The sequence below is a fragment of the Cupriavidus sp. CuC1 genome, from assembly GCF_044627735.1.
Classification (GTDB): domain Bacteria; phylum Pseudomonadota; class Gammaproteobacteria; order Burkholderiales; family Burkholderiaceae; genus Cupriavidus; species Cupriavidus ulmosensis.
In genome coordinates, this window is sequence record NZ_JBIUHC010000085.1 from 26318 (window position 1) to 42619 (window position 16302).

Genomic DNA, 16302 nt, shown 5'->3' on the forward strand with positions numbered 1-16302 from the left:
CGCCGCACCGTGCGCCCTGGCCCTGGCCCTGGCGGTGGCTTCCCGCCGACGCTGGTATCCGTTTCGGTAAACTGGGTGACAACATCTATCAGATGGCCATCAGCGGCACCCAGGTAATTGCGCCACCTGGTCCAAAGCTTGGGCGTCGCTACCGAACGTACTGGCGCAGGGTGATCGACTAGCGGGAATGGGGGTGACGGTAGATCGCATTCTGTCGCCTGAATTTTCGACTCCTGAGTGACGTAGGATCGCTCGTCCCCTATCAAAGCGGCCCCAGGTCGCTCGCCTAGCTCTGCCTATCTCGGAAAAACTAGGCCATCCCCGAGAGCTAGTCGGTCGAATAGAGACGGATTCGGGCGAAAAATATACGGCTCTGCGGAGCCATGGCCAGCACCGATAGCACTGTCAACTCACCGCAAACCGGTTGCGCCCAGATTTCTTGGCTCTGTAAAGGGCTTCTTCGGCGGCATCGACGATGCTCCCGGAATGAAGGCTCTCCGCCAGGCCGATACTGACGGTAACACCGAGCCGATGACCATTGGCCGCGGTGATCTGCAGTTGTTCGATTTGATGACGAATGCGTCTAGCGGTGCCAATTGCGTTCTCGACGGGGGTTCCGACTAGAATGAGGCCGAATTCATCGCCGTCGACGCGTGTCGCGATATCGATGTCGCGAATCCCCTCGCGGCAAACGGAGCCAACAGCGCGGATCACCTGGTTCCCTGTGGGATATCCATGGGTACTGTTGATCTGATTGAGCAGGTCGATGTCAACGAGGATCAACGACAACGGGTGTTGCAAGTGGCGGCCACGCGTCACCTCGTCGCGCAATGCTTCAGTGAAACGCCGCCGGTTTCCCAGCCCTGTCAATGGATCCGTGTCGGTGGTTCGACAGGTTATTGCATACAGTTGACCATAGGCAAACAGGGTGGCCATACTGGCCACGGCGAACGGTATGGTGAATTCCGCATATCTGACGTTCTCGAATCCCGGTCCCCAGCCAAAGCAAGCTAAGACCAACGGCAAGGCGATGATGAGCAGCGTCAATGGAACGTTAGCGCCGAACACGAAACCTCGCATCATCAGTAGCGGCATGGCGAGGAAATAGGCGAAGCCGGAAATTCCGTAGTTGGCGGCGCCCTGCAGGTGGCTCAGTATCAGTACGTATCCACTCTCCCAGGCGAGAATCGTCATCGATGCTGCCAACCACGCTAATGGCCAAGGCAGGCGGAAAGCCAGCGTCGCGAGATATGGCAACGCGGAGGGGAGAAAAAACGCGCGTAGCCAGACCGTGTGTTGCGCGCCCGTCGGATCGTGGGCGTAATCCCATGCCCACAAGGCCGTTCCCATCGCTGCCACGACGCTGGTCATCAGCGCATTCATCGCACGGTGTTCACGATACTCAATATCCCGGAACCGTTGATCGGCCCCGAGGGCTGAGGCGATCCGCGCCGTTGTAACACCCATGCCCAGACTCCCCGGCAGGCTCATTGTTAAGCGTCGATCGCTGGCATAAAGAAGGCAGGCATCTCCGGCGTCGTGGGTCCAGTTCGAGTTGTCGGAGTCCGGCTCGAACATGGCTTCAAGAATGGCTGGTTTTTTCCCCTTTTTCAATGGCTGATTTTTGCGTTTCCGACATGCGCATTGAGCGCGCAGCAACCGCCAGCGGAACCGGTCTGGCGAGGGAGCGGAGGGTGATGAGAAGTTGATGGCTTGAGAGTATGTGCGAGTGAAGCGATGGCCGAACACAGGGAAGGTGAGAGCCGACAAGAAGGGAAGAGACATTATCGGGTCAGGGAACATTCCATCACACGGGCGCCACTCAGCAGTCGTGGAGGGGGCTGCAACCGACCTCCCATAGCCGCTGCAGCATCGCGTCTTGATGGCCGCGGGCTGCCTATGTCTGCGCGTTGCCTAGCACGGCATGAAACATGGGTTGGCGTCGCGTAGTCGACTCGCCCCCTTCTTTTGCTGGCACTAAGGCCAGATAGCCCAGAAATGTGCCACTCTCGCACGTTTCCCAAGGGGTAGTGCATTGGGTTGAAACGCAGCAATCCGGCAGGCTGATCTCTGCAGCAAAGGGGATCGCACTCACGGGAATTCGGATGACCAGGTCGTCGCCTACGATCTGGCACATGGTGTCGACGGTCATGGTTGCATCCCCTCGACAGTAGGGGCCGTGATACCCGGCGTTGTCGACTTTCGTCCACGCAATACACTTCGGACTTGCTCGATACCCCGATGTGTTACTAGGATGGTTAGCGGAGTCTGCCGACTATGGGGCATGCGGCGGATCTCATCCAACACGGATTGCTTGGGAGCAACCCTATGTCGGTCGAAATATACCGGGGTTACATAATCGAGGGCCTCGCCAATCCAACGGGGGATGGCTTGTACGAATCGTGGGGATTCGTGCGAAATGGGGATCAATCGGCTCCTCAGTCTTTTGCAGAGTCCGCGGTGGCGCTCGGATGCTACGCAACCAGCCAATTCGCACAGGATCACGCAATTCTCTGGGCGCGGCGATACGTCGATAATCTGGTCGCCTGCGTCGGCCAATAGTGGCTTGCGCCCGGGCTTTGTCACGTTGGCCAGTGTATAGCGTAAGATTCCACCGATGCAAAAGACAAAGTCGCTCTATCGCGGCCATCGGTTTCCAGCGGCGATCATCAGCCAAGCTGTGCCCTGGTACTTTCGCCTTCAACTGAGCCTGCGCGACATCGCCTTTGGCTGCCTTGCCTACTACCAGGCGGCAAAGGCACCCACCGTCCGCTTCCAACGGTATCTGTTCGCCGTAGTCGCTAGCCTGGCGGTCTACGTCATCACCACTGGGCTATCGGCGTCCCAATCGAGAACGGTACAGTGCGATGTGGTTTAATGTCGGAGACCCCTGCGCGGATGCGGCGAGCGGCACGGCGTCGAAGTCGGCCAAGCAGACCGTTGCGCACGCGTCGCGCCAAGCTCACCGTCATCGAGCACATCCGCTTCAAGTATGCGGCCATGAAGAACGGTGAGTCCACCATCGTGACCGCCACCGCGCAGCCCTCGCCGTTACCCAAGAGCAACGCCAGCGCGGGCCTGCTCGCCAACATCCAGGTCAATACCTTTGTGGACCACTTGCCGATCCACCGGCAGGAGATGGGCTACGCCCGTCTGGGCATTCACCTGCCGCGTGCCACGCTGTGCGAATGGAAGCTGGGGGCTGCCGAGTTGCTGGAGACGCTCCTGCCATCCTCTCTGCTGGCAAAGCAGACTTTGCAGACTGACGATTGGGACGATCTGTTCGCGTTGCTTGCTTGGCAAACCGGGGACGTCCATGCACGGGCTATTGCCTTAGGGGCTTTGGCCCGAGATAGTGCGCCACGGCATGCTGGGCGCCGCCGCTTGCCGCGCCGTGGCTTTAACTGGCTGCGCGATCGCCACACTACGCTGCCTGAAACCTGACGCGGCGAAGCTATGCAGCGTGCATCCCAATGAACTGCGTGATGGCCGGCAGAATGCACTGGTGAAACCTTCGGCCGGCGAAAGTCCCATAGTGGCCCACGCCATCGACGACCACGTGCTTTCTGTGCTTGGGCGAAATGCCCGTGCATAGAAGGTGAGCCGCTTCAGTTTGATCTCGGCCCGTGATGTCGTCCTCGGCGCCTTCGATGGTCAGTAGCGCGACTTTAGTGATCGCCTCGAGGTGCACCCTACGGTTGCCCACTTCCATGCACCCTCTGGACAGGTGGTGCTCCTGGAAAACTTTCTGGATGGTTTCCAGGTAATACTCGGCGGGCACGTCGAGGACGGCATTGTATTCGTCGTAAAACTTGCGATGCAGTGCGGCCTCGTTTTGGTTTCCCTTGACCAGGTTACAGTAGAAGTCAAGGTGAGCGTCAGCGTGGCGTGACATGTTCATTGATACGAAGCCCGCGAGTTGAAGGAAGCCTGGATAGACCTGGCGTCCCATTCCTGGGTAGCGCGCGGGTACCCGCTCGATGACGTTTGCCTCGAACCAGGGGAGCGTGTACGTCTGCGCGAACTGGTTGACCGGTGTCGGGCTTACCCGCGTGTCGATGGGCGCGGCAATGAGTGTCATGGTGCGCGGCTGCGCGTGCTCGCTGTCCTCGGCCATCTGGGCTATCGCACAGAGCACTGGGACCCCTGGCTGACATACCGCTATGACGTGCGTGTCTGTACCGAGATATCTCATGAACCTTTTTAGGTATTCGACATAGCAGCCAAGGTCGAAGCGGCCAGCGTCAAGCGGGACAAAGCGCGCGTCGGTCCAGTCGGTGATGCAGACATCGTGCTCCGGAAGTAACGCTTCGACAGTCGGGCGCAGGAGCGTCGCGTAATGGCCGGAGAGCGGGGCCACCAGTAGCACCTGGGGACCGGGACAAGGCATGTCTTTCTTGAAACGCAGCAGCCGGCAGAAGGGCTCATCGATGAGCACTGTTTCCGTGACGGCCACCCTTTGTCCGGACACGATGACATCGTCAATGGCAAAGCCGGGCTTTCCGTAGCCTTTGGCAAGTCGGGAAAACGACTCGAGTGCAGCACCAGCTTCCCGCATCCCTGGAATCCAGGCGACAAAGTTGCCCCAGAAGTTGACTGTCTGGTGGCTTGCCTCGGCCATCAGTCCAAGCGGTTCAAAAGACTGAAGCGCCAGTTCCCGCAATCCGTAGAGCGCCATTGAAGTTCTCCGCCGATAAAGAAGGCCTGGTTCTCAGTGGACCAGGGTCAGGCCAATGCAGTTAAGGCAGGCGGCAATTTGTTGCCATCGAGCGACTGGTATAGCGCTGCGAGGACTTCGGCCCACGTGGCGCGCGCGGCAGGCATGCACGGCTTCGCCCAACGCGTTCAGTTGGGCGGCGAGCTCGCGCACGCGATGGTTCAAGCGGACGATCTCTTTGCTGACCTTACTTATGCTGCGTGCGGCCCAAATATCGTCGGCGACGAAAAAACTGGCTGCGCCTGACGCCGGCAGGACTGACGAGGAGCGTCCGGCATAGGGCACGAGCGGATCGACTGAGTACTGCATGCGGCGCTTACCGTTTAAATTCACCGAGACTGCATCGCAGTGCAGGGGGAGAAGGTAATGGTAAATTTACATTATTTACATTCAGTAACACATTCGTTTTAACCCTAACCGGATCCTTTTCAATAGCGGGATGCGAATCGGATCCTGGACTGAAACTCAGGCGCTGCATGACTTCCCGCGTAGGATGTGGTGTTTTCGACGCAGTTAGGAGTGGCGCGGCGGGATGCCTTAGAGATCGCAATTGCTACGGCATAGGGTAAACATTTCTGATGCATTTGTAACAATTGGATGGGCGGAAAAATTGCCTTTCTACCTCCGCTGGCGAGAGGATTGCACCACCCTACTGGGTAACAGTCTTTCGGAAACTGTCTTCAGCAATTCGCTAGCATGCCGCACCTTGTGACACGAGCAGCACATCTGAGTGGTCTGCAACGAATGCGGTTTGAGCCAACAATCCCCACCTCGACAATGTTGGCCATAAGAGTCCCGACGGCATCAGCGCGTTGATGCGGTACACCAGCAGCGTCGCCTTGAACTGGCCAACGTCGTTGGGGTAGAACCCTGCGGCCCGACATTCGTCTCGCTTACCGTGTCGTCGTCGAACACACGATGCATTTGATGCCGTCGAGATGCCCCACCTCCAGCATGGCATGATGGAGCCGTGCCAGATTGGGCAGCAACGCGCTGCCGGTACCACCGGCGCCGCCAACCAAATACGCACCAGACGTCTTCGAGCATCTCATCCGGGATGTGGTGAGCATTGCCATCACGCCACCCTCCTTGCCGCCGTCGCTGGATACCAGTCAGTCCGAACCTTTTCGATCTTCTCGGAGATCCCTCTGGCACAAAGGCGCAGGGATAGCGACGGGACAGCGGCAAGGCAATTGCCGATCACGAACGCGAACTGCACGTCATGCTGGTCGTCCTAATCGTCTGTCAATGCGAAGAACACCAGCGCGGCGCCGTGATAGTGGCAGTCCAACACCAGTACCTCGTTGGCGGCAAACACGGATCGCTCGTAATCCAAGTGGCTGCGACCGTGTGAGCGGATCGTGACAGGTGACAGGGGCAAGGCGCAAGTCCGCGTTCCACATGACCCAGCCGGCAGTCTCGTTGGGCATGGCTGCCGTGGCCATCTCGGCAAACTGCCCGATCAAGTGGACGGGAATCTTCCCGCAGCGCATGTCGGTCGCTTCGACAGCCAGGCCATAAGGCACGGCGGTCTTTACGTCGTACGTGCCGATCCGGACACGCAGTGAAGATCCGATAATCTACCCGTTGCTGGGCGCATGATCTGCCACGTGGTTGATCCCGAATCGATGAATGTGCTCCGGCTTGACTTGCGCCAGTTTGAATACTGATGCAGCGAATCGATCCGGCAGGAAAGTCCGTGCGACACGAAAACACGTATTGTTCGCGTGGCCGACGCCAGGCCGCAGACCTGGTCAAAGTAGACCTCATTTGCTTGAACTCGTCCTGTATCGACTGGGGCGTGAACTCCGGTGGCGGGAGTATATCCGCTCGTGCACGCAGCACGATGAGCAAATGCTTGAGAGCTGCTCGCACCTCGTACCGGCAACGAATAAGCTGGCGCACCGCGCGTGAGTACGCTGCCCGTCCAGCCACGCCCGCGCCTGCGGCCGTAGGGTAACTTCATTGTCCATGATGTCTCTCCTCATGAAAGCAAAACGCCTTCTGAGGAAAGCACTTTTATTATGCGCAGTCCATCACCGGACGAGGCGATGGAACGTCAGCCGAGGCAAGGCGTAACGAGCGTCCGTTGGGCGTAACCCTGCATATTCCCGAGCTGCGCATGCTTCCCTCCGGTCGTGAAGAGGCGGATGTCGCCTTCTTACCCACGTGACGGAATTATGCAGAGTTCGCGCGGGTCTGCGGTCGCTTAGCACTCGTTGCGCTGGCTCCGTTACTGTGCATAGGAAGACGCTCTTGCTGAACATAATAAATGGTGCTTTGCTCGGGTTGCTCTATTGCCCCAGAGGAGAGCTACCATGGACAAGCATCCTGCGCTCGGAGTTCGATCCTGGAATCGGCTCGAAGAGAGCGCTCTTCCACCGAGTCGCCACGCGAGAGCCGGGCTAGCTACAGCGCGTTCGGACGTTGAGTTCAAGCACCATGTGTACCGTCTCGAGGGTGAGCCGCCGAAGCGCGCGGCCTCACATGCCTGAACACGGTCAGCAGGGTTTACGCCTAGAACCGCAAGCACCCAAAATTAGGGGAAATATTCTAGAATGCCCCGGATTGGTGCGCCGCACAAACGGTGGCATCCCCAGTGGTGAAACCCTCGACCATGTGTGCGCGATACCAAACTTGCCTGTCGTCCATCAGACACGCGCCCGTCGAGCTACAGGAGAGAGCAGCAATGAGTGTTATCGACCAAGAGCCATGGCTTGCCGCCCAACGAGCTAACGTCGCAAATCTGTTCGCCCTGACAAACAAGGCATTTGAAGGCTTTCACAAGCTGACCGAACTGAACCTGGAGGCGACCAAGTCTACGATCGCCGAAAGCCAGGACTGCCTGCAACAGGCAGTGGACGGCAAAGACTTGCGGGAACTGTTCACGATGCAAGCCAGCCTGGCCCAATCGGCGACCGAAAAAGCCATCTCGTACAGCCGTCAGGTCTACGACATCGTGACAAATACCCAGGCCGAAATCGGGAAAGTGGCGCAAGCACAATATGAACAGCACAGCCGCGACGCGCAAGTGCTGCTCGATAATTTCGTGAAGAACGCGCCGGCCGGTTCGGAAGCCGCCACCGCGCTGCTGCAATCCGCGTTCTCGGCCGCCCAAGGCAGCTATGAATCAGTGCAGCAGGCCGCCAAGCAAGCGGTCGAAGTTGCCAGAACCAACTTTGATGCGGCGGCCAACGCTGCGTCGGAGGCTGCTCAGCAAGCCGACGCACGAGCGCCGCGCACCGCAAAGCGGTAGTACTTGCGTACGCTGCGCAATGGCACTGCGCGTTGCGCAGCGCCGTGCTCCTGCAGGTGGGCTAAGCGCTCCGAACCTCCAACGGATTCGGATGGCATCCGGAGCTTAAGCGCAGCTCTCCGGAACGTTTCGTTCCGGCATCGCGCTCCCCCAAACAAATCCATCCCCGATGTTCCGATTGGAGGGCGCCCGGCTACTGCCTGCACGGGCGGGGAAATTCAATCCTACAAAACCAGAAGTCGGAAAAACCGGCGAGCTCGTCAGCCAAGGCTGAGTGCGTCCACCTTGCCGCGTGCCGGGTGGCCAGCTCGAAAGCCGATGGCAATTTACTCGGGACGACCATGGGGTGTCAGGGGTCGGTCAACTTTAGGATTAGAGGTAGTATGACGGAACGAATCGCAGTAGTGACAGGCGGCATGGGCGGCCTGGGAGAGGCTATCAGCATTAAGCTGCACGACGCGGGCTATACCGTGGTCGTGACCCACTCGCCAGAGAACCCGAACGTGCAGAGCTGGCTTGCTGCCATGGCTGCCGCCGGCCGGGAGCTGCGCGCGTATCCGGTGGACGTGGCCGACTACGACGCGAGCCAGGCCTGCATGGCGAAGATCCTGGCCGACATGGGTCGGGTCGACATCCTGGTGAACAACGCCGGCATCACCCGCGACATGGCCTTCAAGAAAATGGACAAGGTGAACTGGGACGCCGTGATCCGCACCAATCTTGACTCGGTGTTCAACGTCACCAAGCCGCTGTGCGAGGGCATGATCGAGCGGGGCTGGGGCCGCATCATCAATATCGCCTCCATCAATGGCTCCAAGGGGGCCTTCGGTCAAACCAACTATGCAGCCGCTAAGGCCGGCATGCACGGTTTCACGAAGTCGCTGGCGCTGGAAGTGGCAAGAAAGGGCGTGACGGTTAACACCATCTCTCCCGGTTACCTCGCCACCAAGATGGTCACCGCCGTGCCGCAGGAGATCATGGAGACAAAGATCCTGCCGCAGATTCCCGTCGGCCGTCTCGGCAAACCAGAAGAGGTGGCGGCCCTGGTCGCGTATCTGTGCTCAGAGGACGCGGCTTACGTGACCGGATCCAATATCGCCATCAACGGCGGGCAACACATGCAATAAACGATGGGCGGGACGCGGTAGTGTCCGCTACCGCGTCCCGCCCGCGCGTTTCCTGCGCGTTGCGGGGGCCGTGTGCGGCGCGGCCCCGTCTGTCTGGTGTGGGTTGGGTGTGTCGCCGGCTATGCCGCCTTGGCAAACGGAGCGTCGAACTCGGGCGGTCGGCCTTGTTGGCGTTTCCGCTGGCTGTGCTCGTGCAACGTCGACTTCATGCGTCGAAGCAATGTACTGAGCGCCGCGCGCTCCTGACGGTCAAGCGGGGCGACGGAGACAGAGTGAAGCGCGCGCACGGACTGGCTCACCCGTGCCACACGCGCCATCGCCTCGGGCGGAACAAACGGCTCGGCCGTTTGAGGGGCTGAGGTGAGCGCCACCCACCCGGTGGCATGCAATTCGGCGAGCAAGCGTTCGGCTTGCTCAGCATCGATCAGCAGCGGCCCAAGATAGTCCTCGTGGCGCACGAACTCGCCATGCATGATGGCACGCAGCAGGACCCATTTCACATAATTGATCCCGTACACCGAGAGTTCCTGATTCAGTACGGCCTGCCAGGCTTTGACGGTGTCGACCAAGTCGAAAACGACCGGCTCATGCGATTCTTGTGCCAAAGACTTCATATTCTTGTCTTGTCCCCCTCTCGTGTTTGTCCGCAAATTCCGGCCCTGGTCGGCCCGGCGCCGGTGTGCTGCAGCGCTAGCTGGTGTCAGCAGGTGGGCGCTGATCTTTTCTGCCGGGGAGCGAACATAGCAGAAAAATACGGCAGAAAAATGAAATGAAGGGTTTTCCCTGTGTGCCTCAGGTGGCCAATCTGGCATCGGCACTTCCAAGCCAACTCGCGTGAGTGGCAATCGCTACACAGCAGTGAGAGCGGGAGCGATGGGTCAAGCAGGTTGGATGTCGAAATTCACCGCAGCATAGAGTGCATTGCACGCCCAGATCTCGTTGCCATCTCGGTAGAACACCACAACACGCTTGCCATCGCTGACACAACGCGCTTGCGGAAAAAGTGCTGCATGGTCCTTTGCCAAAGCCTGCATTGGCGTGCGCTCGCGGCAGGTTGCCCAATAGTGGCCGGGTGGAAGGGCGGTAGGTGCTTCCGGGTCGAGCTTCATTGGAGACGCTTGCAGGATTTCCGGCGGATGTCAGAACAGTAGGTTTCGCGAATCTGAAGGCAAGTGAATCTTATGTCTGATGTAAGCCGAATCAAAAATGCTCCAGATTTGAAACTGCCGTCGGCACGAGGGATAATCTAAAAATGTAGCAATTGCACTACTAGACTGAGGCAGCCGTCAATTCCCGGCTCAAGGAACGCAGCGGTCTAGCCGACCGCGCTTGAGCGGTGATGAAACGTCTTCAAGCTCGCGACACTTGTGACCGTCAGGTCAGGCTATTCTTCATCGCGCCCCAACCCCGTTGCGTTTGGACGAGCGCAACGCCTCTGCGACCGCGTCCCTGACCTGACGACGCGTACCCGCCTCGAGCAATGCTTCGCCGTAGCTCAAGCCATCAGCGAGCTGCATGAACTGCTCGTCTGTGGGGGAGATTTCCAGCACCTGCTGCATGAGGGAGGCGACTTCGAGAAGTACGCGTCGGGCCTGTTCGATAGTGTCTGCGACTGCTGCCGTCTTGTCAGTAGCCAATAGAAGCCCGACGGCCAGTACAGTGTCGATGGCGGCCACGTCGTCCAGCGTCGTGTTGCCTCGGCGGAAGGCATCCAGCGCGAGGCGCGCCTTCAACTGGAACGTGATGAGCGCACCATCTCTAAAGCCATACGTTATGGGAAGGGCAGCTACCGCGTTGCCCTGCTTCTTGTAATACCGAGGCTGTCGCCTGGCCATTTTTATGTTCGCAGAATAGACCTGACAAAAATTATGCACTCCTCGGGAGCTTTCTGGAATGGGGAAAACGCTGTATCGGAATTCCGAGAGCGGAACTTGCCATTTTGAAGAGGGGGCGCAGAGTTGGTTGCGAGAGGCTGTTAATGCCACCCCTTTCAAGGTGACGAAAATTAGGGCACCCTCCGTGTTCTCGAACAGAAACCGGAGTCAATGGCGTGGTAGTGGACGCAGTGGTGGAACGCTTTCTCGAACACAGCCCGATCAGCGTGATGGCGCGCCTGGGGTTGCAACGCGCCCTTGATCCGGCCTGGATCGACCAGCTGTTCGAGCAAGAGCGTGAAACGCAGTACACGCGGGAGCTATTGTTCTCGACGACGGTGGAAATCATGTCACTGGTCGCCGTGGGGCTGCGCCCGTCGGTGCATGCGGCGGCCAAGGCCAGTCCGGCGCTGCCGGTTTCCATCACCGCGCTATACGACAAGATCAGCCGGACCGAGCCCGGACTGGTTCGTGCCCTGGTGCAAGGCAGCGCGCGGCGGCTGGGGCCGGTCGTGCAACCGATGTTGCGCAAGCAGCCACCCTCGGTGGACGGCTATCGCCTGCGCATCGTGGATGGCAGCCATTTGCCGGCGAGCGAAAAGCGCCTGAAACCATTACGTGGGTTTCGGGGCGCAGCCTTGCCGGGGCAGTCATTGGTCGTCTATGACCCGGACATAGCGATGATCGTTGATCGGTGCTCAACAGTGAGATTCGTTCGTTGAGCCAACCGCGCGCGGCGCTGCTGGCCTTCGGCGTGGCGGCGCTCGCGTATAACGTACTGAGCGTGATTGCGACTGCGGTGAGAATCCGGCATGAGCTGGATAGCGACATCGAGCTCTCACCGTATTACCTCGCCAGCGAAATCCGGGCAACTTATGCCGGCATGATGATCGCGGTGCCGCCCGAGGTGTGGCAGGCCTATGACCTCCTCACCCCAGCTCAGCTCGGTCGCGAGTTGATCAAGATGGCGACGCACGTTGATCCCCGCGCGATGCGCAAACATACGCGGGGACCGAAAGCGCCGAAGAAGAACGGCTATGTGGCCGGATGCGTAGCACGGCGGCATGTTTCTACCGCCCGTGTCATCAAGGCTGGACGTGTCGTCTAATCACCTTGAAAGGGGTGCCTCTTAGACCGTCTCGGCTAGACCCCAGCAACTCCCTTTCCTGAGCAATCTACTTCGTCGGCAGAGCTTGGCGCTGACGAAAAGCGGCGAGCCTAGTGACAGCCACCACAGGACTCGCGTGACCACAACCAACCTTCAACGGAGGTTTGTCATGGCTAGTGCCATTTTACTGTCCCACCCCCTCCACACCCTGTCACAGGGCACTGACCTGTCCTGCGTCCTCGACCTTGAAGACCCCTACCGCATGCCCTTGGAGCGGCTGGAGGACCTGATTATGGCCCAGCTTGCAGACGAAATCCGCGCCTACCTCTTCGGCCTGTACGACATGCGCCGAGCGGCAATCTACGCAGGGGGTGTCCGATGACACGAGCGCTATTACCTTTGGATCGTCGGCGTAATCTGTGGGTAGTTTGATGCGATTCAGGAGGGACAGAGGAAGCGATAGAGTTTCTTGCAGGTGGCGTCAAAGGCGTTCTGCCCGTGCTCGGAGAGGTGTCTGGAAAGCGGACCACCGAACTCCTGGATCTGATTGAGAAGCAAGGTGCGGGCATCCATCGCAGCTGAGTCTGTGTCGACGTGACGAACTTCGATGAGATGGCCCCCAAGCATCCAAAGGTGATCGCGGTGGCGGAGCAACGTTTTGCGGGCATACCCGTGGGTCAGCAGGTGTTGCAAGAAAGGCGTGAAGACCGTCACGAGCGCCTGTCCGAACGGGATGTCCTCGTCCTCGAAGCGCCATGAGGCAGCCCAGTTCTGCAAGTCCGGGACGTAGCGTTCCAGTGCGTCCGGATCTGAGGCAACAATAGCGTCTTTACCGATTCCCGCGCGCTTGCTAACCATGTTGCTGACCCGCCTGCTCAATGCCTGTCATCATTTTCCCGGCTTCGTTTATGAAAGTGCCCGGCTGTGCGAGTCGTCCAAAACCATCGAGATCGACGTGCGGCCACGCAAGGGTTCGAAGCCGATCTGTTCGTGTTGCAACCGGCCTGGCAGCGGCTATGACACGCTCGTTTTCGACCAAAAATTTAAAAATGCCCGCCGAAGCGGGCTTCCATCGTGCGATGACGATCAATAATCGGCGGCCAGCCGCAGTGTTGCGGCGCGGGTCGTTGGCGCCATAGAAGCGATTGTTGCCCCCCCGGCTTGCCGTTGAGCGACGGCACGCCGACGATGATCGCAATCAGATGGTTGGCAGGCAGCCGCGGCGAGATTGGCTGCAGTGCTCGACCGCTGGGGAAGACTCTCTGCGGCGGCTGCCCCCGTCATGTCCATACATTTCTCATCCATCGGAAGGATGGTCTAGGCGCGGGCAATCAACGGATGATCAGGTGTCCGGGGGAAAACCCGCAGACCTTTCGTTCGGTGCATGTTGTGGATGGGCTGGATGAACACAGGCGCGGGGCCCGGCAGTTCATCGGGCGGCGGCGGTGCGACGCTATCACGATTGCGGGGGAGGAACGTTCCATGTCCAAGGTCGCTGGAGGATTGCCTCCGAAAGCCGCTCGTCGCCGGCTATTGAAAATGGGCTTCGCCACCACGGGAGCTTGCCTGCTGCCGGCGCAACCCGGCGCTGCGGCTGTGGCGGCAAATGTCGCATCGTCCGATGTGCGCAGCCCGCCGACAACGCCTTTCGTCGTCCCGCTGCCGGTGTTTGCTCCCAAAGCCACGACGACGCTTGACCCGGCACCGGGCATCAATGCCGGCGTGGGCGAGGTCGGACGCGTGGCGCATCAGCGATGGAACGAATTCCTGCCCAGGAAATTCTACGCATTGCACGTCCAGGAAGCCCTGCATTCCTTTCACCCCGAGTTGCCGACGCAGCCGATCTGGGGCTATGACGGCAAGGTCCCCGGTCCGACTTTCGTGGCGCGCTATGGCGAGCCGGTACTGGTGCGCATCTATAACGACCTGCCGCTGGACCATGTCGGGTTCGGCATGCCGGAAATTTCCACCCATCTGCACAACGGGCATATCGCGTCCGAGAGCGACGGCTTCCCCGGCGACTGGTACAGCGTGGCAAAGGTGGATCCCCGGGGATTCCTGACGCATCCGGGCCGCTACAAGGATCATCATTACCCGAACATGTTCGCCGGCGGTGATCCGCGCGAGGCCCTGGGCACGCTGTGGTATCACGATCATCGGATCGATTTCACCTCGCAGAACGTGTACAAGGGCCTGGCCGGCTTTTATCTGCTGTTCGATGACATCGATTCCGGCGATGAGCACGACCCCAACCCCAACGCGCTGCGTTTGCCGAGCGGCGTGGGCGTCTATGACATCCCCCTGGTGTTCCAGGACAAGCAGTTCGATTCCAGCGGCTTCCTGTTCTTCGACCAGTTCAACACCGATGGCATCCTGGGGGACAAGTTCTGCGTGAACGGCAAGGTGCAGCCATTCTTCGCGGTGGAACGCCGCAAGTATCGCTTCCGCTTGCTCGATGGCGGGCCTTCGCGCTTCTATGAATTCTTCTTGAGCTACAAAGGCGTCGACCAGGCCTTCACGTACATTGCGAACGACGGCAATCTGCTCTCGGCGCCGTTGAGCATGAAGAGCGTCAGGCTGGGCGTGGCCGAACGCGCCGACATCGTGATTGATTTTTCCCAGTATCCGCAGGGCAGCCAGTTGTACTTGGTCAACCGCCTGGAGCAGGTCAACGGCAGGGGGCCGACAGGCAACCTCCTCTCGCCCGGCACGCAAATCCTGCGTTTCGATGTCGGGGGTGATCCGGCCCACCCGGACATGAGCGTCGTGCCGAAAAAGCTGCGCGAGCAGCCACCCATTGATCTGGCCCAGGTGGTCAAGACCAGGACGATCAAGCTGGACCGGTCCAACGGCCAATGGACCGTCAACGGTGGCATATTCGACCCCGAGCAGCCGAGCGCGTCTCCCCGGCAAGGAACCGCCGAGATCTGGGTGATCCAGCCCAATGGGGATTGGTCACATCCATTCCATCTTCATCTCGAGGAAGGGCGGATCCTGTCGCGTAACGGCAAGCCCCCGCCGCCGCACGAGCGCGGGCGCAAGGACATGTACGTGGTCGGCCCGGGGGAAGAGCTCCGTCTGTTTATCCAGTTCCGGGATTTTCTCGGGCGATACCCGGCGCACTGCCACAACCTGCTCCACGAAGACCACGCCATGATGTTGCGCTTTGACGTTGTTCGCTAGACGCTTCCTGTCCGGCCCCTGTCCGGCAAGCGGAGATGCCACCATGATGACTAGACGCATTGTTCTCGGCGAGCTGGGCGCAGGCCTGTTGAGTCCCGCGGTGGCCGCCGCCGGGCCTCAGTCTCGGGCCGGTGGCAGCCCGCCCGCGGGCTATTTTCCCAACGCGATCTTCGAGACGCACGACGGCCGCAAGGTCCGGTTTTACGATGACCTGATCAAGGATAAGGTGGTCGTGATCAATATGCTGCTGACCGAATGCGGCGAAGGGGTTTGTCCGGCGATGACGGCCAACCTGGTGCGCGTGCAAGAGGCCTTGGGCGAACGCGTGGGCCGCGACATCTTCATGTATTCGATCACGCTGCGCCCGGAGTTTGACACGCTGCCGGTGTTGAAGGCCTATGCCAGGCAGTTCGGCGTCAAGCCGGGCTGGAGCTTCATGCGCGGCGAGCCGCAGGACACGGAAATCATCCGTCGCAAGCTGGGATTCTACGACCTGGACCCCAAGGTGGATGCCGATGTGCGGCAACACACCGGCTTGGTGCGCATCGGCGACGCGCCGCACGATCACTGGTGCATGATGCCGGCGTTCAGCTCGCCGCGACAGATCGTGAGTACCATCCTGAGTGTGTAGTCTGGCCTCGCTCTTTCTCATGCGGGTTCAAGAGCAGTAGTCACGTCTAGGAAACGACCCACAGATTTCCCCGACGAGCCTTTTAGGCTCGTCGGGGAAATCTGTGGGTGAAAGAGGATGCGCGGCTAGCCAAGTGAAGCCCGATTGAGGTACTGATAGAGCTTGCGACAGGTTGCATCAAAGGATTTTTGTGCGGACTCGGAGATAGCTGGCCAGATGAGAGGGCCGCCGTCTTCCTCGATGAGCTTGTCCAGGAGGGTTGCCACAGGGAGGGTAAGGAGGTCGGGATCTTCATGGCGTCGTCGGATCATCTCGCCGCCGAGCATCCAGATGAGATCGCGGTGCCGAAGCAAGGTCTTGCGTGCGTATCCCAAGGTTGGGAGATGCTCAAGGAAAGGCGTGAGTA

15 protein-coding genes and 4 pseudogenes are annotated in these 16302 nt (G+C 59.7%); 9 read left to right on the forward strand and 10 right to left on the reverse strand.

Annotated elements, in window-relative coordinates:
- Positions 1–405: 405 nt before the first annotated feature.
- On the reverse strand, positions 406–1785 hold the full coding sequence (locus ACGLHR_RS30605; protein ID WP_400098344.1) for a diguanylate cyclase: 1380 nt from the start codon (positions 1783–1785) through the stop codon (positions 406–408).
- Between the two features lie 112 nt (positions 1786–1897).
- A complete protein-coding gene (locus tag ACGLHR_RS30610; protein ID WP_400098346.1) occupies positions 1898–2152 on the reverse strand; it encodes a hypothetical protein in 255 nt (84 codons plus the stop codon).
- Positions 2153–2617: 465 nt separating this feature from the next.
- Between ACGLHR_RS30610 and ACGLHR_RS30615 the strand changes: the two are divergent.
- Together ACGLHR_RS30615 and ACGLHR_RS30620 are read left to right on the forward strand one after the other, a co-directional pair.
- Positions 2618–2722: pseudogene (locus ACGLHR_RS30615) on the forward strand (IS6 family transposase); the annotation flags it as partial.
- Between the two features lie 218 nt (positions 2723–2940).
- On the forward strand, positions 2941–3444 hold the full coding sequence (locus ACGLHR_RS30620; protein ID WP_400098348.1) for a transposase: 504 nt from the start codon (positions 2941–2943) through the stop codon (positions 3442–3444).
- 10 nt (positions 3445–3454) lie between these two features.
- On the opposite strand, the gene ACGLHR_RS30625 is transcribed toward ACGLHR_RS30620, so the two are convergent.
- The 3 genes and pseudogenes from ACGLHR_RS30625 to ACGLHR_RS30635 all read right to left on the reverse strand — a co-directional run.
- Positions 3455–4678: a polyhydroxyalkanoate depolymerase gene (locus tag ACGLHR_RS30625; RefSeq protein WP_400098349.1), complete on the reverse strand. Its 1224-nt coding sequence runs from the start codon at positions 4676–4678 to the stop codon at positions 3455–3457.
- Positions 4679–4711: 33 nt separating this feature from the next.
- On the reverse strand, positions 4712–5026 hold the full coding sequence (locus ACGLHR_RS30630; RefSeq protein ID WP_400098351.1) for a hypothetical protein: 315 nt from the start codon (positions 5024–5026) through the stop codon (positions 4712–4714).
- A gap of 475 nt (positions 5027–5501) precedes the next feature.
- Positions 5502–5764, reverse strand: a pseudogene (locus tag ACGLHR_RS30635) (ThiF family adenylyltransferase); the annotation flags it as partial.
- A gap of 1642 nt (positions 5765–7406) precedes the next feature.
- On the opposite strand from ACGLHR_RS30635, the gene ACGLHR_RS30640 reads away from it, so the two are divergent.
- Both ACGLHR_RS30640 and phbB read left to right on the forward strand, forming a co-directional pair.
- The gene (locus ACGLHR_RS30640) at positions 7407–7973 is read left to right on the forward strand and encodes a phasin family protein (protein ID WP_400098353.1); all 567 of its coding nucleotides are present in this window, start codon (positions 7407–7409) and stop codon (positions 7971–7973) included.
- Positions 7974–8356: 383 nt separating this feature from the next.
- Positions 8357–9100 (forward strand): acetoacetyl-CoA reductase, encoded by a 744-nt coding sequence (phbB, locus tag ACGLHR_RS30645; RefSeq protein ID WP_400098355.1) that lies wholly within the window; start codon positions 8357–8359, stop codon positions 9098–9100.
- A gap of 119 nt (positions 9101–9219) precedes the next feature.
- Here phbB and ACGLHR_RS30650 read toward each other — a convergent pair whose 3' ends face one another.
- From ACGLHR_RS30650 to ACGLHR_RS30660, 3 genes are all read right to left on the reverse strand, one after another.
- Complete coding sequence (locus ACGLHR_RS30650) at positions 9220–9714, reverse strand: MarR family transcriptional regulator (protein ID WP_400098357.1); 495 nt, start codon at positions 9712–9714, stop codon at positions 9220–9222.
- A 264-nt stretch (positions 9715–9978) separates the two neighbouring features.
- Positions 9979–10209, reverse strand: a complete 231-nt coding sequence (locus tag ACGLHR_RS30655; RefSeq protein WP_400098359.1) for a hypothetical protein — start codon at positions 10207–10209, stop codon at positions 9979–9981.
- A 282-nt stretch (positions 10210–10491) separates the two neighbouring features.
- Positions 10492–10935, reverse strand: a complete 444-nt coding sequence (locus tag ACGLHR_RS30660; protein WP_400098361.1) for a hypothetical protein — start codon at positions 10933–10935, stop codon at positions 10492–10494.
- Between the two features lie 269 nt (positions 10936–11204).
- Between ACGLHR_RS30660 and ACGLHR_RS30665 the strand changes: the two are divergent.
- Together ACGLHR_RS30665 and ACGLHR_RS30670 are read left to right on the forward strand one after the other, a co-directional pair.
- A pseudogene (locus tag ACGLHR_RS30665) lies at positions 11205–12082 on the forward strand (hypothetical protein).
- A 169-nt stretch (positions 12083–12251) separates the two neighbouring features.
- Positions 12252–12464, forward strand: coding sequence for a hypothetical protein (locus ACGLHR_RS30670; protein WP_400098363.1), 213 nt, complete (start codon positions 12252–12254; stop codon positions 12462–12464).
- Between the two features lie 56 nt (positions 12465–12520).
- On the opposite strand, the gene ACGLHR_RS30675 is transcribed toward ACGLHR_RS30670, so the two are convergent.
- Positions 12521–12940 carry a hypothetical protein gene (locus ACGLHR_RS30675; RefSeq protein WP_400098365.1) on the reverse strand — a complete coding sequence of 140 codons (420 nt, stop codon included), beginning with the start codon at positions 12938–12940 and terminating at the stop codon, positions 12521–12523.
- Here ACGLHR_RS30675 and ACGLHR_RS30680 point away from each other — a divergent pair.
- The 3 genes from ACGLHR_RS30680 to ACGLHR_RS30690 all read left to right on the forward strand — a co-directional run bounded on the left by ACGLHR_RS30680 (position 12939) and on the right by ACGLHR_RS30690 (position 15896).
- Entirely contained in the window at positions 12939–13175 is a 237-nt protein-coding gene (locus ACGLHR_RS30680) for a hypothetical protein (RefSeq protein WP_400098370.1), read from the forward strand. The two genes, ACGLHR_RS30675 and ACGLHR_RS30680, sit on opposite strands and share 2 nt — an antisense overlap.
- 446 nt (positions 13176–13621) lie before the next feature.
- Positions 13622–15265 (forward strand): multicopper oxidase family protein, encoded by a 1644-nt coding sequence (locus ACGLHR_RS30685; RefSeq protein WP_400098369.1) that lies wholly within the window; start codon positions 13622–13624, stop codon positions 15263–15265.
- Positions 15266–15308: 43 nt separating this feature from the next.
- Entirely contained in the window at positions 15309–15896 is a 588-nt protein-coding gene (locus tag ACGLHR_RS30690) for an SCO family protein (RefSeq protein WP_400098367.1), read from the forward strand.
- A 125-nt stretch (positions 15897–16021) separates the two neighbouring features.
- On the opposite strand, the pseudogene ACGLHR_RS30695 reads toward ACGLHR_RS30690, so the two are convergent.
- Positions 16022–16302 (reverse strand): annotated as a pseudogene (locus ACGLHR_RS30695) (hypothetical protein); the annotation flags it as partial.